This is a genomic window from Isoptericola sp. Y541, from assembly GCF_059445465.1.
The window spans coordinates 372,391-392,946 of record NZ_JCAIUJ010000003.1 but is presented as its reverse complement, the minus strand read 5'-3'; the positions used below and the strand labels follow the sequence as shown (position 1 = coordinate 392,946).

At 71.6% G+C, this 20,556-nt stretch carries 21 protein-coding genes and 1 pseudogene; 16 read left to right on the top strand and 6 right to left on the bottom strand.

The annotated features are described in order from the left end of the window. Positions 1-363, bottom strand: a pseudogene (locus tag AC1C2V_RS10225) (IS5/IS1182 family transposase); the annotation flags it as partial. A gap of 565 nt (positions 364-928) precedes the next feature. Further along, positions 929-1,891: an NAD-dependent epimerase/dehydratase family protein gene (locus AC1C2V_RS10220; RefSeq protein WP_495389487.1), complete on the bottom strand. Its 963-nt coding sequence runs from the start codon at positions 1,889-1,891 to the stop codon at positions 929-931. 472 nt (positions 1,892-2,363) lie between these two features. Between AC1C2V_RS10220 and AC1C2V_RS10215 the strand changes: the two genes are divergently transcribed. After that, positions 2,364-3,062, top strand: a complete 699-nt coding sequence (locus AC1C2V_RS10215) for a phosphotransferase family protein (RefSeq protein ID WP_495389486.1) — start codon at positions 2,364-2,366, stop codon at positions 3,060-3,062. A 283-nt stretch (positions 3,063-3,345) separates the two neighbouring features. On the opposite strand, the gene AC1C2V_RS10210 is transcribed toward AC1C2V_RS10215, so the two are convergent. Beyond that, on the bottom strand, positions 3,346-4,368 hold the full coding sequence (locus AC1C2V_RS10210) for a LacI family DNA-binding transcriptional regulator (protein WP_495389485.1): 1,023 nt from the start codon (positions 4,366-4,368) through the stop codon (positions 3,346-3,348). 144 nt (positions 4,369-4,512) lie between these two features. Here AC1C2V_RS10210 and AC1C2V_RS10205 point away from each other — a divergent pair, with 144 nt between their 5' ends. The 6 genes from AC1C2V_RS10205 (at position 4,513) to AC1C2V_RS10180 (ending at position 11,094) form a co-directional block, all read left to right on the top strand. Further along, a complete protein-coding gene (locus AC1C2V_RS10205; protein ID WP_495389484.1) occupies positions 4,513-5,034 on the top strand; it encodes a TRAP transporter small permease in 522 nt (173 codons plus the stop codon). After that, entirely contained in the window at positions 5,031-6,305 is a 1,275-nt protein-coding gene (locus AC1C2V_RS10200; RefSeq protein WP_495389483.1) for a TRAP transporter large permease, read from the top strand. The genes AC1C2V_RS10205 and AC1C2V_RS10200 overlap by 4 nt, the downstream gene beginning before the upstream one ends. Before the next feature lie 69 nt (positions 6,306-6,374). Beyond that, positions 6,375-7,388 carry a DctP family TRAP transporter solute-binding subunit gene (locus AC1C2V_RS10195; RefSeq protein ID WP_495389482.1) on the top strand — a complete coding sequence of 338 codons (1,014 nt, stop codon included), beginning with the start codon at positions 6,375-6,377 and terminating at the stop codon, positions 7,386-7,388. Further along, positions 7,385-8,401, top strand: a complete 1,017-nt coding sequence (locus AC1C2V_RS10190; RefSeq protein WP_495389481.1) for a phosphotriesterase family protein — start codon at positions 7,385-7,387, stop codon at positions 8,399-8,401. Before AC1C2V_RS10195 ends, AC1C2V_RS10190 begins: the two co-directional genes overlap by 4 nt. Next, positions 8,398-9,258, top strand: coding sequence for a shikimate dehydrogenase (locus tag AC1C2V_RS10185; RefSeq protein WP_495389480.1), 861 nt, complete (start codon positions 8,398-8,400; stop codon positions 9,256-9,258). Before AC1C2V_RS10190 ends, AC1C2V_RS10185 begins: the two co-directional genes overlap by 4 nt. Before the next feature lie 24 nt (positions 9,259-9,282). Further along, positions 9,283-11,094, top strand: a complete 1,812-nt coding sequence (locus AC1C2V_RS10180) for a sugar phosphate isomerase/epimerase and 4-hydroxyphenylpyruvate domain-containing protein (RefSeq protein ID WP_495389479.1) — start codon at positions 9,283-9,285, stop codon at positions 11,092-11,094. Positions 11,095-11,115: 21 nt separating this feature from the next. Here AC1C2V_RS10180 and AC1C2V_RS10175 read toward each other — a convergent pair whose 3' ends face one another. Together AC1C2V_RS10175 and AC1C2V_RS10170 are read right to left on the bottom strand one after the other, a co-directional pair. Beyond that, positions 11,116-11,469 (bottom strand): nuclear transport factor 2 family protein, encoded by a 354-nt coding sequence (locus AC1C2V_RS10175; RefSeq protein WP_495389478.1) that lies wholly within the window; start codon positions 11,467-11,469, stop codon positions 11,116-11,118. Positions 11,470-11,491: 22 nt separating this feature from the next. Next, positions 11,492-12,274: a GTP pyrophosphokinase gene (locus tag AC1C2V_RS10170; RefSeq protein ID WP_495389477.1), complete on the bottom strand. Its 783-nt coding sequence runs from the start codon at positions 12,272-12,274 to the stop codon at positions 11,492-11,494. Between the two features lie 267 nt (positions 12,275-12,541). Between AC1C2V_RS10170 and AC1C2V_RS10165 the strand changes: the two genes are divergently transcribed. The 4 genes from AC1C2V_RS10165 to AC1C2V_RS10150 all read left to right on the top strand — a co-directional run bounded on the left by AC1C2V_RS10165 (position 12,542) and on the right by AC1C2V_RS10150 (position 14,455). Continuing rightward, complete coding sequence (locus AC1C2V_RS10165) at positions 12,542-12,967, top strand: thioredoxin family protein (protein WP_495389476.1); 426 nt, start codon at positions 12,542-12,544, stop codon at positions 12,965-12,967. A 91-nt stretch (positions 12,968-13,058) separates the two neighbouring features. Continuing rightward, positions 13,059-13,436, top strand: a complete 378-nt coding sequence (locus AC1C2V_RS10160; protein ID WP_495389475.1) for a DUF4395 domain-containing protein — start codon at positions 13,059-13,061, stop codon at positions 13,434-13,436. A 231-nt stretch (positions 13,437-13,667) separates the two neighbouring features. Continuing rightward, a complete protein-coding gene (locus AC1C2V_RS10155; protein WP_495389474.1) occupies positions 13,668-14,186 on the top strand; it encodes a gamma carbonic anhydrase family protein in 519 nt (172 codons plus the stop codon). 65 nt (positions 14,187-14,251) lie between these two features. Continuing rightward, positions 14,252-14,455: a hypothetical protein gene (locus AC1C2V_RS10150; protein WP_495389473.1), complete on the top strand. Its 204-nt coding sequence runs from the start codon at positions 14,252-14,254 to the stop codon at positions 14,453-14,455. A gap of 34 nt (positions 14,456-14,489) precedes the next feature. On the opposite strand, the gene AC1C2V_RS10145 is transcribed toward AC1C2V_RS10150, so the two are convergent. After that, on the bottom strand, positions 14,490-15,197 hold the full coding sequence (locus AC1C2V_RS10145; RefSeq protein WP_495389472.1) for a GNAT family N-acetyltransferase: 708 nt from the start codon (positions 15,195-15,197) through the stop codon (positions 14,490-14,492). Between the two features lie 263 nt (positions 15,198-15,460). Between AC1C2V_RS10145 and AC1C2V_RS10140 the strand changes: the two genes are divergently transcribed. From AC1C2V_RS10140 to AC1C2V_RS10120, 5 genes are all read left to right on the top strand, one after another. Further along, entirely contained in the window at positions 15,461-16,174 is a 714-nt protein-coding gene (locus tag AC1C2V_RS10140; protein WP_495389471.1) for a FadR/GntR family transcriptional regulator, read from the top strand. A gap of 113 nt (positions 16,175-16,287) precedes the next feature. After that, entirely contained in the window at positions 16,288-17,478 is a 1,191-nt protein-coding gene (locus tag AC1C2V_RS10135) for a DUF5005 domain-containing protein (RefSeq protein WP_495389470.1), read from the top strand. A 32-nt stretch (positions 17,479-17,510) separates the two neighbouring features. Continuing rightward, the gene (locus AC1C2V_RS10130; RefSeq protein WP_495389469.1) at positions 17,511-18,764 is read left to right on the top strand and encodes an ABC transporter substrate-binding protein; all 1,254 of its coding nucleotides are present in this window, start codon (positions 17,511-17,513) and stop codon (positions 18,762-18,764) included. A 28-nt stretch (positions 18,765-18,792) separates the two neighbouring features. Then, entirely contained in the window at positions 18,793-19,722 is a 930-nt protein-coding gene (locus AC1C2V_RS10125) for a carbohydrate ABC transporter permease (protein ID WP_495389468.1), read from the top strand. Beyond that, positions 19,722-20,549 carry a carbohydrate ABC transporter permease gene (locus AC1C2V_RS10120; RefSeq protein ID WP_495389467.1) on the top strand — a complete coding sequence of 276 codons (828 nt, stop codon included), beginning with the start codon at positions 19,722-19,724 and terminating at the stop codon, positions 20,547-20,549. The genes AC1C2V_RS10125 and AC1C2V_RS10120 overlap by 1 nt, the downstream gene beginning before the upstream one ends. The last annotated feature ends 7 nt before the right edge of the window (positions 20,550-20,556 follow it).

Below are 20,556 nucleotides of genomic sequence, written 5' to 3'. Positions count from 1 at the left end.
ATTCTGTGGGCCGTGCAGCTGGGCGATCGGCACAAGCGTGCCGTCCAGGCAGACGAACGGCCAGTTCTCCTGGCGGGCTGTGGTCAGCACGTCGCTCAGGACGGGGGCGCGGGAGGCAATCACGTCGATGGCCTCGTGCAGGTAGCGGTACGCCGTCGCGGTCGAGATCCCCGCGTCGCGGGCGAGCATGTGCACGCGGGTGGCGTCCTTGAACCAGCGCAGCACCAGCAGCGCCTGGGTCCGCGCGGTGGCGGCGCGCTGCCAGGGGCGGATGTCGTGGGTGCGACGGTGGGTGGTGATCCAGCGGGTCACCACGGCCGCGGTGTGAGCGGGTACGTCGAGGGTGGCACGATAGGTGATCAAGCAGGGTCCCAGTCGTCCAGTTTGTGTGTTTGGCGACTTGCATCCTGGTCCCGGGACCCTGCTGCCGCCAACCCACCCGCCGGACGAACCGCAGGTCAGCGCACCGCCGCGCCGATCAGCTCACTGCCCCTGGTGAGAACACCTCAGAGTTGGGTCGATGGCTGAAGGAGGGGCAGTAGAAAGGGACGACGACCCGCATGTAGGTCACTCTCGAGACTTGCGCTGGCGTCCTGCCCGTCGGCGATGAGTCGGCCGACAGCGCAGACCGTTGATGCGGGCCCACGGCCCAAAGCCCGCTAGCGAATGGGCGACGGGCTGACTCCGCACAGCGAGGGCGGCGAGTGCTGCCTGGCGGTGGCCGTCCCAGTGGTGAATCCGGCTCCTAGTGGCCCACAGCAGGTTCAGAAGCATCGTCGATGCTGGTCAGAGCGACGGAAGTCGCTTGTTCGAACCCAGAATCGCCTACCCTTTCCCGAGGGGGCCTTCGATCAGCGGATAGCCCTGGTCAAGGGCCCATTCGCATGTCCACACCACGTGGGCGCGAGCGGACGGTGATCCGGCCCCGTCAGGTAGTCCCGGCGGCCCCGGGGCGTTCCTCTCGCTGCCGCTCGGCGATCGCCGCCAGCCCGTCGTCGACGGTCGGGTATCGAGGCGCCCAGTCGAGCTCCTGCTTCGCCTTGCGTGTGTCGAGGGCGAGGTGGGAGCGGACCATCAGGGTGCCGAGGTAGGGCGAGAGGCGGAATGCCCAGTTCGGGACGAGGCGTGGTGGCGCGGTGCCGGCGGCCCTGGTCACGGCGGTGAAGTAGGCGGTCCAGTCCGTCGGGCGGTCGTCGGCGATGTTGTAGGCCTGTCCCGGGCGGCCGTGGTGCAGGGCGGCGACCGCGGCCGCGGCGGCGTCCTCGAGGTGCACCAGCGAGACCGTGCCGCCGTGGCGTGGTGCCGGGAGCAGGTGCCGGTCGGCCTGGTCGAACAGGCTCAGGGTCGACGGGTCGTCGCCGTAGAACATGGCGTAGCGCAGGGCGATGCCCTCGAGGTCGCTCGCGCCGAGCACCTGGTCCTCGTTGGAGCGCATCGCCGACAGGTGGCGGTCGAACGCTCCGCGTCCGGGTCCTCCGAACGGGGCGTCCTCGGTGACCGGTGTGTCGCCGTGGTCGCGGTAGCCGTAGCCGAAGAGGAAGGACTGGGTGACGAACCGGCGGGCGCCGAGCTGGCGGGCGGCGGCGAGCAGGTTCGCCGTGCCTTGGGTGCGCAGCGCGTTGGTTCCGTCGAGGTCGCGATGCCTCATGGGGGTCCGAGCGAGGGCGGTCGCCTGGTGGATCACGGCATCCGCGCGGGCGCCGTCGAGCCCGGTCAGGAGCGACCGGCGGTCCATGACGTCGGCGACCACGACCTCGGCGCCGATTGCACGCAGCGACTCGGCCCGCTCCGCGTGGCGGGTGAGTCCGACGACCTCGTGCCCGGCGGCCAGGAGCTGGCGGGTGAGCACGAGCCCGATCGCGCCGGTCGCGCCGGCGACGACCACCCTCATCGGGCGCCCGTGGTGCGGTCTCGGGTCATGGTGCAGCCCTCCGTCGTCGGCGTTCGGTCACATCTCTGACGAGGCAGCCGGCGCTTCTGTGACGTGGCCGGTTGCTCAACCCCGTTCCGGTCACCCGACTTCCGCGAGTGGGGGTGCGTGCTGCGTGGTCACGACGGACCGCTCAGTCCAGATCAGCGAACGTGGTACGCCTTGGAGCGTCGAAGTCAACGCAGTGTTCTCGCTGGGGACGCCAGAGTGCAGAATGGAATCGCGTGAACCATATTGCCGATCGGTCAGCAGCGGAATTGTCGGAGCGCCTGGGAGCTGTGGTGTACCGAACCAGCGGCACGTATCCGAGAACCTCCATTTCCGGGCAGATCATCCACGATGGGGACGGCTTTTCATCAAGGGGTACGGCCATCCCGAGCGGTTCTCGCAGGAGGGAGTCGCGCTGAAGGCGTTGTCTCGGCAATGTGGTTGGGTGCTGGCGCCCCTGGTTGAAGGTCGTCTGCCGCGCACCGGTCTCTCCTGGCGCGCCTTCCCGGAGATCACCCTGCACCCGTTCGAGTTCACGCTTGAGGGGTGCCGGACGGCGGCACGCTTGCTGGCCGACGTGCACGGCACCGAGCCGGCATCGCTACGGCTCCCCACGAAATCCGCCGCCTGGGACCTCATACCGGAGCGGCTGCGGCGGGTATCGCAATGGCCGGCTGTGTATGAGTTGGCGGCAGGGCTGGCCCGCCGAGCTGCGCATCTCTTGACCGACCTCGCCCGCGGCCACGCGTATCGCCCCCAAGTTCGACTTCTTACCGAGGATTTCGGGGCTCGCAATATTCACGTCCGAGAGGACGACGGCACGGCTCTCCTGCTCGATTTCGAGAGTGCAGCGCTCGGGGACCCCCACTGGGACCTGGGCAAGGTGTGGGACGCGGAGCTCGTCGAACCGTCAAAGCGGAATGAGTTCGTGCGCGAGTACCGCGCGCGCACCGGTTCGCGGGACTGGCCGGACATGCAGGCGCTGTGGGCGACGCGTTTCGCTGCTGCCCTCGGGATCTTCCCGTACGCCGACAGGGTGGGTGATCAGTCTTTCCTCGATCACGGTATCGAGAAGCTCTACGTCCTCGATGCCGAGCTCCGCAGTTCGGTGGTGAAGGGGCCCTTTGTCGTGCGCGACGGCTGAACTTCATCCGCATTTCGGGCCCCGTTCACGACGCGTGACGGTATCCGTCGGTTCTCTCGCCCAGGGGCACTGGCAAGCCCGGTGTCCGGCCTGTACGCCGCGCCGGACCAGACCCTGGAAGGACCGGAGACAGCATGAGCGTCAGTCGAATCCTGCGCAAGCACCGCACGGCGATCGGGATCACCCTCGCCACCGCCGTGACGGCGGTGACCGCCACGACCTGGTGGGACCGGAGCACGCGGGGGACAAGATCCTCACTGCCTGGTCCCGGTGCTCGCCGGCGTCAGCGCCCGCCGGGCACGGGGCCGGAGGATTCCCGGAGCACCAGCTCGGTGGGGAGCCGGATCTGCTCCGCCTCGCGCGCGGCGCGGCCGGCGAACTGGTCGATGAGCAGCTCGACCGCGAGGCGGCCGGCGTGCGAGCCGGGGCCGCCGAGGGTGGTCAGCGAGGGGTGCACGTACTCCGCGGCGAAGATGTCGTCGAAGCCGACCACGCTCACGTCGTCGGGGATCCGGACGCCACGCTGCGCCAGGCGGCGGGCGATGCCGATCGCGAGCAGGTCGTTGTGCGCGACGAAAGCGGTCGCGTCGGTGCGCAGGGCGCCGTCGGCCGCGGCGCCGCCGTTGGCGACGTTCGGGGTGTACGGGCCGACCCTGTGGGCGGTCAGGCCGTGCTCCTCGGCGCCGGCGCTGAGCGCCGCCCAGCGGGTGGCGCCCATCCACGACCCGGGCGGTCCGGCGCAGTAGGTCATGCTCCGGTGCCCCAGCGAGGCGAGGTGTTGGAGGATCTGGCGGCAGCCCGACGTCGTGTCGAGGGCGACGCTCGCCAGCCCCGGCACCTCGCGGTTGAGCAGCACGACGCGGTGGTGCCCGGCCAGCACCAGCAGATCCTCGTCCTGAAGGCGGCTCGACGCGAGGACGAAGCCGTCGACGGTGGGAGCCAGGTCCCGGACCTGGCTCTCCTCGATCCGCTGCGACTCCTCCGCGTTGACGATGACGAGCGTCGCGTCGGCCGCCTTGACGCGCTGCTCGGCGCCGCGGATCAGCTCGAAGAAGTGCGGGTTCGTGATGTCGGACAGCACCATCGCGATGGTGCGGTGCCGGCCGCCCGCGAGCGCGCGGCTCTGCGGCCGGTGCTGGTACCCGAGCTCGGACGCCGCGACCAGGATCCGCTGGCGCGTGGCCTCGTTGACGCGGCCGGGCTTGGTGAAGGCGCGCGAGACGGTCGACGCGGCCACGCCGGCCGCATCGGCGACGTCGTAGATGGTCGGCTCCACCCTCGTATCAAGCCACGCGATGGCAACCATGGCAACTGCTTGCCACTATTGTCGGCCGATTCATATGGTTGCCGCGAGGACGAGAGTCGCACGACGGCGTGCGACACCCCGCCACCCGACGACGCGTGGCGCGACAGACCGGAAGGGGCACGTCACGGTGGACGTGAGCACTCCATGAAGCGCGTGGTCCGGATCCTGACCGCACTGGAGCTCGGCATCGCATGCCTGGCCCTGGCGATGATCTTCGGGCTCGTGCTGTACCAGGCGCTGCAGCGCTACCTGCCCGTGCCGAACGTGGTGTGGACCGGCGAGCTGGCGGAGTTCGGGCTGATCTGGCTCACCTTCGGCGCGGCGGGCGTGCTCGTGACGCGCGACGGGCACATCGCCCTGCAGCTCGTCGACAGCATCCCGAACGCCACGGTCGTCCGGTGCATCCACGTGCTCGCGATGCTGCTGGTGGCCCTGATCGCCGCGGCCTTCGCCTGGGCCTGCTGGGAGCTGGTGTCGTCGGCCGGGTTCCTGACGTCTCCCGCGCTCGGCCTACCGATGTCGTGGGTGTACGCGATCACCCTCGTCGGCCTGGTGAGCACCACCATCCGGGCGCTCGCCCGGGCCGTCGGGATCGCCCGAGGCACGGTGCCCGCCCGGTACGACGAGCCCGCGGCGATGACCCCGGCGGGGGAGGTGCAGGCATGACCGTCCTTCTCCTCCTGGTGGCGATCCTCCTGCTCCTGGCGCTGCGGGTGCCGGTCGCGTTCGCGTTCCTCGGCCCGGGGCTGGGATACCTGCTCATCGAGGGACAGTCGCTCGGGCTCCCGATGCGGCTGGTCGCGAACGCGACCGGGAACTTCGTGCTGCTCGCGGTGCCGCTCTTCATCCTCCTGGGCGTGGTCGCGAACCATGCCGGCATCGCCGACCGCCTCTTCGACTTCGCGCTCGCCCTGATGGGCAAGGTGCGCGGCGGCCTGGGCTACGTGAGCGTCGGGGTGAGCCTCGGGTTCGCGTGGATGAGCGGCTCCGCGGTGGCGGACGCCGCAGCCCTCAGCAAGGTCGAGATCCCGCCCATGCTCAGGCACGGGTACTCGCGGCGGTTCGCGCTGGGCGTGGTCGGCGCCGCGGCGCTCATCGCCCCCGTGATGCCGCCCAGCATCCCCGCGGTGATCTTCGCGGGCCAGGCCTCCGTCTCGACGGGCGCGCTCTTCGCGGCCTCGGTGATCCCGGCGCTGATCATGGCCGCCGGCCTGTGCGTGGTCGTCTTCGTCCTCGTGCGCCGCAGCCGGGGGATCGAGCACGTCGGGTTCTCCCGGGTGCGGCTCGCCCGGGCCAGCAAGCGGGTGATCCTGCCGATCCTGGCCCCCGTGGTCATCCTCGGCGGGATCCTGGGCGGACTCTTCACGCCGACTGAGGCGGCCGCCGTCGGCGCGGCGTACATGATCCTGCTCGGCTTCGTCTACGGCACGCTCAAGGTGCGGGACCTGCCGCGGATCCTCGTCGAGACTGCGCTGACCACCGCGGCCATCATGCTGATCGTCGCCTCGGCGGCCCTGCTCGGGTACGTCCTCGCCAGGGAGCGTGTGCCGCAGGCGCTGTCGGAGCTGGTGCTCGGCCTCACGCAGGACGGCACGGTGTTCCTGCTCCTCGTCATGCTGCTCATGCTGGTGCTGGGCACGGTGGTCGACGCGACGGCCACCCTCGTGCTGGTGGTGCCGATCCTCATGCCCATCGCCGTGCAGCTCGGGGTGGACCCCATCGTGCTGGGCGTCGTGATGATCCTGTCGCTGATGATCGGCCTGCTCACGCCGCCGGTCGGCACGGTGCTCTACGTGCTGAGCTCGACGCAGCACGTGCCCGTCGGCGAGGTGTTCCGCGGTGCGCTGCCCTTCACCATCCCACTGGTCGCCTGCTGCCTGGCGGTGATCTTCGTCCCGGGCATCGCTACCTGGTTGCCCGCACAGCTCGGCCTCTGAGCCGCTGCTCCTTCCCGACCCGTCCGACCTGCCGACGACGACGTCCGGCAGCGACCGAAAGGACCTCCCATGAACCGCACCTGCCGCGCTACCGTGGCCGTCGTCGCCGTCGCGCTGCCGTGGGGCGCACTCACCGCGTGCAGCGACGGCGGTGGCGAGCCCGAGGAAAGCGACGTCACCCTGACGCTCGCCCACAGCTACACCGAGGACCAGCCGCAGCACACCTGCGGTGCGCAGGTCATCAAGGACGAGGCGGAGGCCGCCGATGTCGGCCTCACGGTCGAGATCTACCCGAACAGCCAGCTGGGCGGGGACGCCGACCGCATCGCGTCCGTGCAGTCGGGAGACGTCGACATCGACATCCAGGGCGCGTCCGCCCTGGCGGCGGTGTACGAGCCGGCCGGCGTGCTCGACGCGGCGTTCGGGTTCGACGACGCCGCGCACCTCGACAAGTTCTTCGCCGACGGCTCCGCCGACACGCTGGTCGAGGACTTCAAGGAGGCCTCCGGCGGCGTGTCGATCCTCGGGGCGTGGTCGGCGGGCGCGCGCCAGTTCACGGCGAACGCCGCGATCCGCGAGCCGGCCGACCTCGAGGGCCTGCGCGTGCGGTTCCCCGGCTCCGCGCAGTACCTGCTCAACGCCCAGGCGCTCGGGGCGCAGGCCACGGAGGTCGCTTACGAGGAGCTGTACCTGGCCCTGCAGCAGGGGGTCGTCGACGGGCAGGAGAACCCGCTCACCAACATCGACGCGAGCAACCTCGTCGAGGTGCAGGACGTGCTGAGCATGTCGAGCCACCAGCAGAACTCCAACCTCATCGTCGCGGCGCCCTCCTACGACGAGCTGAGCGACGAGCAGCGCGCCGCCCTCGACGACGCGGTGGCCGCGGCGGTGGAGCAGATGCCGGGGTGCGTCGAGGAGGCGGAGCAGGAGATCCTCGACCGCTGGGAGCAGGACGGCGCGATCGAGATCGTCGACGACGTCGACCGGGAGGCGTTCGCGCAGCAGGCCGACTCCTGGTTCCAGGAGAACCTCGACGCCGAGTCGCTGGCCGTCTACGAGGCGATGCGAGGCTCGGCGTCATGACCTTGCCGGCCGCCACGGCCGGCGTCGGGACGGGCCTGGTGCCGACCTATCGGGGCGACGTCCCGGGCGCCGAGCTGGGCTGGACCCTGACCCACGAGCACGTCTTCGTGCGGGCGCCGGAGCTCGACGCCGACTACCCGCATCCCGAGTGGGACGCCGACGCGGCCGTCGCGGCGGCCGCGTCGGGCCTGGACGAGCTGTACAAGCTCGGGGTGCGCACCCTCGTCGACCTCACGGTGCCCGGACTCGGTCGCGACGTGTCCCTCGTGGGCCGCGTCGCGGAGCGGACCCGGGTCCGGGTCGTCGCGGCCACCGGTTGGTATACGGACGACGCGCTGCCGCTCGCGCTGCGGGCGCAGGGCCCGGGGAGGCTCGTCGACGGGCCGGACCCGCTCGCCGAGATGTTCCGTCGCGACGTCACGACCGGCATCCGCGGCACGGCGGTGCGTGCGGGCGTGATCAAGGTGGTGACGGGGCGGCCGGGGTTCACCGACGACGTGACCCGCGCGTGGGAGGCCGCGGCGCTCGTCCACCGGGAGACGGGCGTCCCGGTCGTCACGCACAGCGAGCCCGCCGTCCGGGGCGGGCTCGACCAGGTGCGTTTCCTCGCGGGTCGAGGAGTCGACCCGAGCCGCACGGTGATCGGGCACAGCGGAGACAGCACCGACCTGGACTACCTGCTCGCCCTGCTCGACACCGGCGTGACGCTCGGCATGGACCGGTTCGGGATGACGCACACCGGCGACGACGACGCGCGGTTCGACACGCTCGTCGCGCTGCTGCGCCGGGGGTACGCCGGCCAGCTCGTCCTCTCGCAGGACAGCGCGTTCTTCAGCCGGGTGACGCCGCCGTCCTGGCGGCGCGAGCACGCCCCGTCGTGGACCCATGACCGCGTGGCGCGACACGTCGTCCCGCGGCTCGTGGCCGCCGGGGTCGACCCGCAGGACGTCGCGACCATGACGGTCGGCAACGCGCGACGGATCCTAGCCGGCGACTCTGCCGGCGCACCATGAGCTCCCGCTACCGGGTGGCGCTCCTCGGGCACGGTATCGGGCCGTCGTTGTCGCCAGCGCTGCACATGGCCGAGGCGCGCATGCTCGGCCTCGACTACGAGTACCGGACCGTCGACCTCATCGACCGCCCCGACGCCGACCTCGCGGTCGAGCTGCAGCGGCTCGAGGACGCCGGGTTCCATGCGGCAAACGTGACGCACCCGTACAAGCAGGCCGTCCTCGAGCACGTGGCGCGCCTCAGCCCCACCGTGCGGCGGCTGGGGTCGGCCAACCTCGTCCTCTTCGGCGCCGAAGGGCGGACCGCGCACAACACCGACTGCTCCGGCTTCCGCGCGGCGCTCGAGCGGTTCCTCGTCGGGCGGCCGGTCACCGGCACCGTGCTGCAGGTCGGAGCCGGCGGTGCCGGGCTCGCGACCGCGGCCGGCCTGGTCGACATGGGCTTCGACCGCGTCGTCGTGCACGACGTCGTGCCCGCGGCCGTCGACGCCCTCCTCGCCCGGTTCGCCGAGGCGTCCGACGGAAGGCTCGTCGCGGGCGGCGGCTCGACGGAGGGCTGGCTGCCCCGCGTCGACGGCGTCGTGCACGTGACGCCGGTCGGGATGGCCACCCATCCGGGCGTCGCGTTCGACGTGGACCGGCTCGACCCCGGCGCCTGGGTGGCCGAGGTCGTCTACCGGCCCTTGGAGACGGAGCTGGTGCGGCGCGCTCGCGCCCGTGGGCTCGCCACCCTCGACGGGGGTGCGATGGCCGTCGGGCAGGCGGTGGACAGCCTGCGGCTCATCACCGGGCTCGAGCCCGACGAGGCGCGCATGCGCGCCCACTTCACCCAGCTCGTCGCGCCCCGGCCCCAGCCCTGACCCGCCCCTGAACGGAGAACCGGCATGCGTAAGTCGATCGCCACGGTGTGTCTCAGCGGAAGCCTGGAGGACAAGCTCTACGCCTGCGCCGACGCGGGCTTCGACGGGGTGGAGATCTTCGAGCCCGACCTCGTGGTCAGCGACCGGAGCCCCGAGGAGATCCGGGCGCTCGCCGACAGGCTGGGGCTGAGCCTCGACCTCTACCAGCCGTTCCGCGACTTCGAGGGTGTCACGCCGGAGCTCCTCGAGGAGAACCTGCGCCGCGCCCGCGAGCGCTTCACGACCATGCAGAGGCTCGGCATCGACCTGCTGCTCGTGTGCAGCAACGTGGCCACCGCCACCACGGACTCCGACCAGGTGTCCGCCGACCAGCTCCGGCGGCTGGGCGACCTCGCGGCGGATCACGGCGTGCGCGTCGCGTTCGAGGCACTGGCCTGGGGGCGGTACATCGACGACTACCGGCGCTCGTGGCGCGTGGTGGAGCGTGCCGACCACGAGTCCGTCGGCGTCTGCCTCGACAGCTTCCACATCCTGTCCCGCGGCCACGACCCGGCCGGGATCGAGGAGATCCCGGGGGAGAAGATCTTCTTCGTCCAGCTCGCCGACGCCCCCGCGCTGACGATGGACGTGCTGTCGTGGAGCCGTCACCACCGCCTGTTCCCGGGGGAGGGGGCGTGGGACCTCGGGCGGTTCGTGCGGCACGTCGCGCGCGCCGGCTACGCCGGCCCGCTGTCGTTGGAGGTCTTCAACGACGTCTTCCGGCAGGCCGACACGCGACTGACCGCCGAGCACGCGCTGCGCTCGCTCGTCTGGCTCGAGGACCGTGCGGCACGGCTGCCGGGGAGCCCGCCCTCGCTCCGTCGCATCGCCGACCCCGACGTGCCCACCGGCTACGACTACGTGGAGATCAAGGCGGAGGACACCGGCGAGGTCGAGGTGATGCTCGGGCAGCTCGGGATGACGTTCCGCGGCCAGCACCGCACGAAGCCGGTGCGCCTCTGGTCGGGCGGGGACGCGCGGATCGTCCTCAACGAGCAGCACGCGCGCGACCAGCAGCCGTACCTGGCAGGTGTGGGGTTCGGGGTGACGGACGCGGCGCTGGTCCGCGACCGCGCGCGGGCCCTGGCGGTGAGCCCGGCCACGCGCCGCACGCTGGCCGACGAGCTGGACATGCCGGGGTTCGTCGCGCCGAGCGGCCTGGAGGTGTTCCTCAACGACCGCGACCTCGGGGACGAGCCGGCGTGGGTCGCCGAGTTCGAGAACGGCCGCGCCCGGGGCCCCGAGGAGATCCGGACGGTCGACCACGTCAACGTGTCCCACAGCCAGGACTCGCACGACGGGGCCGTCCTGTTCTGCACCAGCGTGCTCGGGCTCCAGACGCCGCCCGCGACGGAGGCGGCAGGCCCGCAGGGCCTGGTCCGCAGCCAGGTGATGCGCTCGGCGGACGGCGAGGTGCGGATCTCGCTGAACGTCGCTCCGGTCGGCGTCACCCATCCCGACCACGTGGCCCTCGCGTGCGACGACGTCGTCGCCGTCGCGCGGCGGGCGCGCGAGCAGGGGCTGCGACCGGTGCCGGTGCCGGACAACTACTACGACGACCTGCGCGCACGGTTCGGGCTCGACGACAAGACGCTCGGCACGCTGCGCGAGCACCAGCTGCTCTTCGACCGCGCCGACGACGGCGAGCTCTGGCACTTCTACACCCCGCGCGTCGGGCGGCTGTGCTTCGAGATCGTCCAGCGGGTGGGGGCCTACGACGTCTACGCCACCGACAACACCCCGGTGCTGCTCGCGGCCCAGGACCGGATGGACCGGGCCGGCGAGCAGCGGGCGTAGCCCTCGCCGCGGGCCCGGGACTCAGGCGCGGACCTCCATCCGGGACACGCGGTCGCAGTCGACGGTGAACGTGAAGTGGGACGGGCCGTTGAACCCCCTGCCGCCCACGTCCGCGAGCACCGTCACGGCGCCGTGGTCCCCGGCCGCAGGGGCGACCTCGGCGACCGCGAGCGTGACCTCGACGCCGATGAACTCGGCATCGCTCCAGCCCCGGATCGCGTCGGCGCCGGGGAACTCGCGGCCCCAGTCGTCGACGACGCCGTCGTCGGTGAACGTGGCCAGGAACGCGGCCGTGTCGTGGCGGTTCGCGGCGTCCAGGAGCGCGGCCACCGGTGCGGGTAGGTCGGGCAGGTCGGTCGGGTCGGGGGTCGGCATGCACTCAGCCTGACGGAACCGGTCAGTCCTCGCGCGCCGCGCGCAGCGCGTCGCCCTCCACCTCGGCTGTGCTCCAGAAGTTGCGCAGCATCTCCTCGGGCGTGAGGAGGGCGTCGCGCTGCTCCACGGGCTCGGCCGCGCCCGCGATGACGGTGACCTCGTCGTGGATGCGCTCCATAGAGCTGTCGAGGGAGGCGGCGACGTCGGCGGCCAGCTTGAGCGAGTCGGTCAGGTGGCGCGGCACGTCCCGCGCGTACTTGTAGTAGATCTTGTGCTCGAGGCTGGCCCAGAAGTCCATCGCGATGGTGCGCAGCTGGATCTCGACGATCACGTGCTCGACCCGGTCCGAGAGGTACACCGGGACCTGCACGATGAGGTGCAGCGACTTGTAGCCGTTGGGCTTGGGGTGCGCGATGTAGTCGCGCTCCTCCAGAACGGTGAGGTCGGCCTGGGCCACCAGCATGTCCCGCACCCGGTAGATGTCGGAGACGAAGCTGCAGGTGACGCGCACGCCGGCGACGTCGAACATGTGCTCGCGCACGCCGTCCGGAGTCAGCGGGATGCCCTTGCGGCGGGACTTCGCGACGATCGACTCGAGCGACTTGAGGCGCGAGCTCACGTGCTCGACGGGGTTGTAGTTCTGCATGTGCCGGAACTCGTCGCGCAGGATCGAGATCTTGGTCATGACCTCGTCGATGCCGAACTTGTAGGTCAGCACCAGGCGGCGAAGCTGGTCGACCAGTGCCCGGATCTCGGCTGCCTCGGGGGAGTGGTGCTCGGGGTCGGGACCCGCGTTCTGGCTCACGACGTCCACCGTAGACGGAATCGGCGCCCTAACATTCCCGATTGATCCGGTCGGATCCACGGCGCCGGCTGCCGAGGAGCGGGTGGCCCGATGCGGTTCCGGCTGCTCGACATCGTCGTCATCCCGTCGCGCCCGGGGACGGGGCAGGCGGTGCCCGCGCCTGCCTGACGATGGGTTGTCCGCGATCCGACCACCCCGTCGCCGTCGGCGCCGGTGGGCGCGAGGATGTCCCCCGGGAGCCGCCCGGGCGATGCGAGGGGGAGTGCAGTGGAGACTCGGTTGATCGAGCTGGGCGCGCTCGTGCTGCTCACCGTCGTGCTCGGCGCGTGGTGGTGCTCGCGCCAGGGCCGGGTGCGCACCGCGCCGGACCGCGGGCAGCCCGCGGTCGACTGGGCCGCCCGCGGCATCGTGCTCGGGGAGCGCGCGACCTTCGTGCAGCTCTCCGCCGAGGTGTGCGCCTCCTGTCGGTCGACCGCCCGCGTGCTGGGTACCCTCGCCGGGCGGGAGCCCGGCGTGGTGCACCACGAGCTCGACGTCGAGGAGCACCTCGACCTCGTGCGCGAGCTCACCGTCCTGACCACCCCGACCGTGCTGGTGCTCGACGCCGCCGGAGCCCAGGCCGCCCGCAGCGGCGGCGGCATGTCGCCCGCCCAGGCGCGCCGCGTGCTCGACGCCGTCATCCCTGCTGGTTGAGCCTGTCGAAACCCGGACCTGCTGGTTGAGCCTGTCGAAACCCGGACCTGCTGGTTGAGCCTGTCGAAACCCCGTCCCTGAGGAGCAGCCGATGCTCGCCGTGGTCGTGCTGCTCGGCGCCACCACGGCCGGCCTCGTGCTGCTCGCCGTCGTGGCCGCCGGGTTCCTGCTCGGCGCCGTGCGCGGCGCGCAGGGCACCGTGCAGGGCTGGCTGTTCCGCACGCTGGTGCGCCCCCGGCTCGCCCCGCCCGCGGAGCTCGAGGACCCGCGCCCGCCGCGCTTCGCGCAGCTCGTCGGACTGGTCGTCGCCGGTGTGGGCGTCGTGCTCGGGCTGGCCGGCGTGCTCGCCGCCGTGCCGTGGGCCGCGGCGATCGCGTTCGTCGCAGCCGCGCTCAACGCCGTCGTGGGCCTGTGCCTCGGCTGCGAGCTGTACCTGCTGGGCCCGCGCCTGCGGACCCCGCCGCGTTGACGGCCGCCAGGTGGCGCTCAGGGACGACCTTCGTTCCCGCGCGTCGCCTTCCCGTCCAGCATGAATGACGCCGGCAGGAGGAGTACATGCGTGAGCTCGACGCGGCCATCCCCGGCCGCCGGGCCCTCGACCGCGCCTCGGCGACGTAGTGACCACTTCGCGTCACGGGCTGCGAAGCGCAGAATTCGCGACGTCGGTACGCACCCACGCGGAACGTATAGGGTCCCGGGCATGGCGACGGTGCTCCCTTTCGACGGTCATACCCCTGAGATCGACCCCACGGCGTGGGTCGCTCCGACGGCGACGGTCATCGGCCGCGTCCGCATCGGGCCGCGCGCGAGCGTGTTCTACGGCGCGGTACTGCGCGGCGACATGGACACGATCGAGCTCGGCGAGGGGTCCAACCTCCAGGACAACTGCGTGGTGCACACCGACTCCGGCGTCCCCACGACGATCGGCGCGGGGGTGGGCGTCGGGCACGGAGCGATCGTCCACGGCGCCACCGTGCGCGACGGCAGCCTCATCGGGATGGGCGCCACCCTGCTCAACAACTCCGTCGTCGGGGAGGGCGCGTTCGTCGCGGCCGGCGCGCTCGTGCGCGAGGGCCAGGAGATTCCGGCCGGGCACCTCGCCGTCGGCGTCCCGGCGAAGGACCGCGGGGAGCTCGACCCCGAGGGCGCCGAGCGCGTGCGCCGCAACGCGATCGAGTACCAGGAGCTCGCCGAGCGCCACCGCCGGTCGGTCGGCTGAACCGTCGTTCGACGTGCTCGCGCTCTGATCCGACGCCGACCGGGAGGACCCGGACGAGCACCGACATGAGCGCCGACGCCAGCTGGGTGGCGGTCGCGGGCAGCGTCCCGGTCGAGCTCGACGGAGCCCACGACCTGGCCTCTCGCCTGGCTGCCCGCTCCTGGGACCTCGACGACCCCACCCGCGCCGCCGGCCTCGCCGGCATCCTGGCCGAGGACCAGGTCCGCCTGGTCATCCACCCGGAGGACGTGAGCCGGTACGCGTTCTGAGCGGTACGCCCGCTCTCCGGGAAGGACGCCGGTCTCAGGCCTCCGGCGTGCGCACCGCGCCGAAGGTGGTGCGGCTGCGCAGCCGGAAGCCGAGGTTCTCGTAGAGCCGGATCGCGTGGGTGTTGCTGCCGGCCGCATGCAGCATCGGCCGGTCGCCGCGCTCGCGGACGTGGTGGGCGACGTCGAGCACGAGGCGGGTTGCCAGGCCCTGGCCGCGGTGGTCCGGGTCGGTGGTCACGGCGCTGATCTCGGTCGAGCCCGCGGGGTGCAGCCGCTCGCCGGCCATCGCCACCAGGCGGCCGCCGCGCCGGATCCCGACGTAGCGGCCCATGAGGTACGTGCGGGGCAGGAACGGGCCCGGCCGCGACCGCTCGACGAGGTCGAGCATGTCCGGCACGTCGTCGGCGCCCAGCTCGACGGCCTCGGTGTCCGGTCCGGTGCGCAGGCGGTCCGTCTCGACGAGCTGCACGCCCTCAACCAGGAAGAGGCGCTCCCAGCCCGCGGGCAGCGTCACGTCGGCCGGCGGGCCCGGGAAGTCGGCGCCGCGGCCCGCGACGTCGACGATCGCGTCCCACACCTCGGGGTCGTCCCACGAGCGGACGGCGGCGAAGGGCGACACGTCGACCGGGTAACGCAGCACCAGCTCGTTGCCCTCCGCCAGGTGCGCGTGCGCGCCCGTGAGCGACGACCATTGCGGGTTGTCGAGGACCTCGTCCACGGACAGGTCGGGGGTGATGCTCACGGGGCCTCCTGGGGTGCTGTCGTTGCGTGCGCGGGTGGGCGCCCTGCGTGAACGCTCCGGTGGGCCGGGGGATTCCGGGCGGCGACGCGGCGGGTGAGCGGCGCCCGCAGCCCGAGGTGCTCGCGCAGCGTGGCCCAGCGGGCGAACCACGGGGCGAGGGCCTCGCCGAGCTTCGCCAGCTGCGTCTCGGTGAGGGTCAGCGAGCGCGTGGGGCTCCGGATCGGGCTTCACATCCGTCTCGGTAAGTGATTAGATCACTTCTCATGACGACGGAGTCGGGGCACGTCGCACGCCCCACGCTCAGCGGGAGCCTCGCCGACGCGGTGATCCGGATGATCGGGGACGAAGGGCTCGTCGCGGGCGACCGCATCGGCCCGCAGCGCGAACTGGCGGCGCGGTTCGGCGTCGCCGTGCCCACGATGCGCGAGGCGTTGCGGCGGCTCGAGGGCCTGGGAGTTCTGTCGTTCCGCCACGGGTCCGGCATCTACGTGGGGGAGAACTACCACCGCAGCGTCCTGGCGAACGCGGTCGCGCCGCCCGCCGACCGGGGGCGGCTGGTCGAGCTCGTCCGGGCCCGCGCGGTGATCGAGCCCGCGATCGCGCGGCAGGCGGCGGTCGTCCGTGAGCCCGTCGCCCTCACCCGGCTGGCGGTGCTCCTGGCCGAGGCGCGCGACTGCCTGGAGAACGGGTCCGACCGCCTGTGGCGGGTCAACATCGACCTGCACCGGGCGATCGCCGACGCCGCCGGCAACACGATCCTGTCCGAGGTGCTCGACGTGATCCTGCTCCTGCACGCCGAGGACCAGCGGCGGATCCTCGCCCTGCACGGCGACCCCGAGTCGGACTTCGAGGAGCACGCCGAGCTGGTCCGGCTCGTGACCGAGGGGCGGCCCGACGCCGCCGCCGACCTCATGCACGCGCACCTGACCGAGGTCGTGGGCGCCATCGAGGAACCAACGGCCCTAGACAAGCCCTAGACCGGGTGCCCCGGCTCCCGGTCGGGGTACGGGGCTGCGACTGCCCAAGATCTGCCCGCAAGCGCCCACGGCGCGCGCACGACCTGCCACGCGATCACGACGGAGTGAGGACGATGACGACAACGAGAACTGCACCCAGCCGCACGGGGCGCCTGGCCGCCGCGGCGGTGGCCGGCGCGCTGGTGCTGAGCGCCGGCGCGACCGCCGCCACCGCCAAGCCCCCGGTCGAGGGGCGGCAGGTGCCCGCCGGCCGGGACGGCTGCTCCCTCGCCGGCGCGAGCGTCGAGGCGACGGCCGGGGTGGCGTCGCCGCTCGGCGACATGTTCACCGCCTACGCCGACACGGGTGCCGGCTGGACCGGCGCGGACAGCACCTACTCGGTGCCGCTGCGCGACGGCTCGCTCGCGTGGATCTTCTCCGACACGTTCCTGGGCCCGGTCCACGCCGACGGCAGCCGGCCGGAGACCGCGCCCTTCCTCAACAACTCGATCGTGCTGCAGGACGGCGACGACCTGTCGACCGTGACGGGCGGCACGCCCGACGCTCCCGAGTCCGTCGTGGGCCCCGAGCCGGACGGCGCGTGGCACTGGTTCGGCGCGGGCCTGACCACGCGCCCCGGCGACCTACAGGTGGGCGTGCTCGAGTTCGCCCGCTTCGGCGAGGGCACCTGGGACTGGGGGTGGAGCGGGTCGTCGGTGGCGACGCTCGACACCGACACCTGGCAGGTCTCGTCGATCGACCCGCTGCCTTCGTCAGCCGGCATCCAGTGGGCCTCCTGGTACCAGCGCTCGGGCGGACACGTGCTCGTCTACGGCGTCGAGGACCAGGGCGGCGAGAAGTTCATGCACGTCGCCACCGTGCTCGGCGGCGACCTCGCGGACACCGACCGCTGGCGCTACTGGGACGGCGAGCGCTGGGTGCGGGAGGAGTCCGCGTCCGCGCGGGTGCTGCCGGGCGTCGCTAACGAGTACAGCGTGACGCCGTTCCACGACGGCTGGCTGCTGGTCACGCAGGACACCTCGGTGCCCTTCAGCGACGAGATCAAGGCGTACGTCTCGTGCTCGCCGACCGGCCCGTTCACGGGCGGCACGACGATCCACCGGATGCCCGAGGTCGGGGCGGCCGGCACGTACGGCGACCCGGACGTCATCGCCTACAACGCCCACGAGCACCCGGAGCTGCGCGACGACGACACCCTCCTGGTGACCTACAACGTCAACTCGGTGGATCCGGACGACCTGTACGCGGACGTCTCGATCTATCGGCCCCGGTTCGTCGAGATCACGCTCGACGTCAGGCACTGACCCACGACCCCCATCACGACGGAGTGAGACCCATGAAGCGTTCCCGGATCCTGGCCGGCGCCACGGCGACGGCCCTGGCCCTCGGCCTGGCGGCCTGTTCCCACGACGACGGTGGCGGCGAGGGCGGCGACGTCACGCTCGGCTTCTACACCGACAAGGCCGCGTGGGAGCCCAGCTTCGACGCGATGAACGAGACGTCGGCGGCCGACGGGCGCACGCTCGAGTTCACCGGCTACTCGGACTCCACCGCGTACGACAGCTTCATCAAGCAGTCGTTCCGCACCAAGAAGGTGCCCGACCTGTTCACCTGGCACACAGGGCCGGCCCTGGCGGAGCTGGTCGACCAGGGCATGGTCGCCGAGACGACCGACCTGTGGGCCCAGGCCGAGGCGGACGGCCTCGTGCCCGAGGGGCTGAAGGACAACTACACCGTGGACGGCGAGCAGTACTGCGTGCCGCTCAACGTCGCCTACTGGGCGATGTACTACAACAAGAAGGTCTTCGCGGAGCACGACCTCGAGGTGCCGACCACCTTCGACGAGCTGATGACGGCGGCGAAGACGCTGCAGGCCGACGGCGTGACGCCGTTCCACCAGATGAACATCATCTTCGAGTTCGTCTGGTTCCAGGCGCTCCTCGCCGGCAACGCGCCGGAGGTCTACCAGGGCCTGCAGACGGGTGACGCCTCGTACCTCGACCCCGAGGTGGTCGAGGTGATGGACCAGTGGAAGTCGATGATCGACGCCGGCTACTTCAACGACCCGGGCATCACCACCGACCCGCAGACGATGCTGAAGAACGGCGACGTGGCTATGGCCTACTTCGGCACGTTCCTCACCGGCCAGCTCACCGACGTCGGGGCGAAGTCCGGCGAGGACTACGGTATCTTCCCGATGCCGGGCATGAACCCCGCGTCGGACGGCCAGATGGTGCTCGAGACCGGCCCGCTGTGCGTGGGCGCGGGCTCCGAGAACGAGGAGGCTGCGCTCGAGTACAGCTCCTGGTGGATGACCGACGAGGCGCAGGAGGCCTGGGCGGGCGACCGGGGCGAGCCCTCGTTCAACCCGCATGTGAAGGTCGAGGACCCCGAGCTGCAGAACCTGGTGGACCAGGTCGACGCGGGCGACCTCACCGTCCAGCAGCGCTACCTCGAGGCGAACCCGCTGCCCGTCTACACGCTGTCCACGGAGATCTTCGGGGACTTCGTCACCAACGCGCCCGAGCCGGGCGAGGGGCTGCAGCGACTCCAGGACGAGGCCGACACGTACTGGGCCGAGCAGGGCTGATGCGGCGCGCGGAGAAAGGAGAGTCCCCATGACCGCCGCCACCGTCGCGCCCCCGCGGCCGCCGGCGAGCGCAGCACGCCCGGACCGCAGGCCGCGCGCCCCGTACCGCTGGTCGGCGCGCGGGTTCGCGCTGCCAGCCGTGCTGGTCGTGGCGCTGCTGCTGTACCTGCCGTTCGTCTGGACGTCGTACCTGAGCCTCACGGAGTACAACGGGCTCGGCGACCCCGAGCTGGTGGGCCTGGCCAAGTACACCGAGATGCTCACCGACGCCGGGTTCCTGGGCTCGCTGCGCAACACCCTGCTGTGGGTGGTCGGCACCCTGGTGCTGCCGGTGGGCCTGGGTCTGCTGATCGCCGTCCTCGCCTACGGCCTCAAGGGGTCGTTCTGGTACCGGCTGCCGTTCCTGCTGCCGTACGCGATCTCCGGGGTGGCGGTGGGTGTCATCTGGACGTTCGTGCTGCAGACGGGCGGCGCCCTCGACGAGGCGCTCGGCCTGTTCGGCGTGACCGACCCGCCGCGCTGGCTGCTCGACGCCCCGCTGAACACGATCGTCATGATCGGCGCGGCCACCTGGCAGGGCGCCGGCGTCAACGCCCTGCTGTTCACGATCGGCCTGCAGTCGATCCCCAAGGAGCCGCTGGAGGCCGCGCGGCTCGACGGCGCGTCGGGTTGGACGATGTTCCGCACCATGACGTGGCCGATGCTCACGCCGCTGACCACCGTCGTCGTGGGCCTGTCGATCGTCGGGTCGCTCAAGCAGTTCGACATCATCTGGGCGATGACGAAGGGCGGCCCCGGGATCTCGTCCGAGACGCTCGCCCTGACCATGTACAAGGACACGTTCGTCGAGAACGACTACGGATTGGGGGCCGCCGTCGCGGTGTTCCTCACCGTGGTCACGGTCGCGGCGTCCGTCCTCTACCTGCGCCGACAGCTGTCGGGCGCCCGGGAGTCGTGATGAGAGCCGTGACGGCGGACCGCGTCCGCAAGACCGTCCTGGTGGTGCTGGGCCTGATCTGGCTCGCGCCCGTCTACCTCATGGTCGTCAACGCCGCGAAGACCAACGACCAGTACGGCGTGCTGTCCGTGTGGAGCCCCGCGGGGCTCGACGGACTGTGGGAGAACGCCGCCGCCGCGTGGACCCGCGGCGACATCTCCGCGGGCATCGCGTCCACGGCCCTGTACGCGATCGTGGCGCCCGCTATCGCGGTGATCGTCGGCGCCGCCGCCGGGTTCGCGATCGTCGCGCTGCGCCTGCAGCACGGGTTCGTGTGGTTCGTCGTGATCTTCGCGTCCACGGTGTTCCCGATGCAGATGCTGCTGATGCCGCTGTTCCTCGGCTACGTGGAGACGGGCCTGTACGACACGCGCACGGGGATGATCCTCGTCTACACCGTGATCTCGGTTCCGTTCGCGGCGTTCGTCATGCGCAACTTCTTCTCGGGGGTGGCGCATCACGTGTTCGAGGCCGCCGTGGTGGACGGCGCCTCGACGTGGCGGATCTTCTGGCGCATCTACCTGCCCATGGCGGTGCCCGCCCTCGTGGCGATCTTCATCCTGCAGTCCACGCTCATCTGGAACGACCTGCTGCTGGGCCTCACGCTCACCCAGTCCGCCGAGACCCGGCCCGTGATGACGGCGCTGTCCGCGCTGCAGAGCACGTACGGAGGGTCGACGATGCCGACCGTGCTCGCCGGTGGTCTGATCGTCTCCATTCCCACCGTCGTCCTGTTCCTGCTCGCCCAGCGCGCGTTCACCCGTGGGCTCGCGCTCGGCCAGTACTGACCCGCAA

Bases quoted from the DNA above. Each gene is read 5' to 3' on its own strand.
- AC1C2V_RS10220 (WP_495389487.1), bottom strand. From the start codon at position 1,891: ATGAGGGTGGTCGTCGCCGGCGCGACCGGCGCGATCGGGCTCGTGCTC.
- AC1C2V_RS10210 (WP_495389485.1), bottom strand. From the start codon at position 4,368: ATGGTTGCCATCGCGTGGCTTGATACGAGGGTGGAGCCGACCATCTAC.
- AC1C2V_RS10205 (WP_495389484.1), top strand. From the start codon at position 4,513: ATGAAGCGCGTGGTCCGGATCCTGACCGCACTGGAGCTCGGCATCGCA.
- AC1C2V_RS10200 (WP_495389483.1), top strand. From the start codon at position 5,031: ATGACCGTCCTTCTCCTCCTGGTGGCGATCCTCCTGCTCCTGGCGCTG.
- AC1C2V_RS10195 (WP_495389482.1), top strand. From the start codon at position 6,375: ATGAACCGCACCTGCCGCGCTACCGTGGCCGTCGTCGCCGTCGCGCTG.
- AC1C2V_RS10190 (WP_495389481.1), top strand. From the start codon at position 7,385: ATGACCTTGCCGGCCGCCACGGCCGGCGTCGGGACGGGCCTGGTGCCG.
- AC1C2V_RS10185 (WP_495389480.1), top strand. From the start codon at position 8,398: ATGAGCTCCCGCTACCGGGTGGCGCTCCTCGGGCACGGTATCGGGCCG.
- AC1C2V_RS10180 (WP_495389479.1), top strand. From the start codon at position 9,283: ATGCGTAAGTCGATCGCCACGGTGTGTCTCAGCGGAAGCCTGGAGGAC.
- AC1C2V_RS10175 (WP_495389478.1), bottom strand. From the start codon at position 11,469: ATGCCGACCCCCGACCCGACCGACCTGCCCGACCTACCCGCACCGGTG.
- AC1C2V_RS10160 (WP_495389475.1), top strand. From the start codon at position 13,059: ATGCTCGCCGTGGTCGTGCTGCTCGGCGCCACCACGGCCGGCCTCGTG.
- AC1C2V_RS10155 (WP_495389474.1), top strand. From the start codon at position 13,668: ATGGCGACGGTGCTCCCTTTCGACGGTCATACCCCTGAGATCGACCCC.
- AC1C2V_RS10150 (WP_495389473.1), top strand. From the start codon at position 14,252: ATGAGCGCCGACGCCAGCTGGGTGGCGGTCGCGGGCAGCGTCCCGGTC.
- AC1C2V_RS10140 (WP_495389471.1), top strand. From the start codon at position 15,461: ATGACGACGGAGTCGGGGCACGTCGCACGCCCCACGCTCAGCGGGAGC.
- AC1C2V_RS10135 (WP_495389470.1), top strand. From the start codon at position 16,288: ATGACGACAACGAGAACTGCACCCAGCCGCACGGGGCGCCTGGCCGCC.
- AC1C2V_RS10130 (WP_495389469.1), top strand. From the start codon at position 17,511: ATGAAGCGTTCCCGGATCCTGGCCGGCGCCACGGCGACGGCCCTGGCC.
- AC1C2V_RS10125 (WP_495389468.1), top strand. From the start codon at position 18,793: ATGACCGCCGCCACCGTCGCGCCCCCGCGGCCGCCGGCGAGCGCAGCA.
- AC1C2V_RS10120 (WP_495389467.1), top strand. From the start codon at position 19,722: ATGAGAGCCGTGACGGCGGACCGCGTCCGCAAGACCGTCCTGGTGGTG.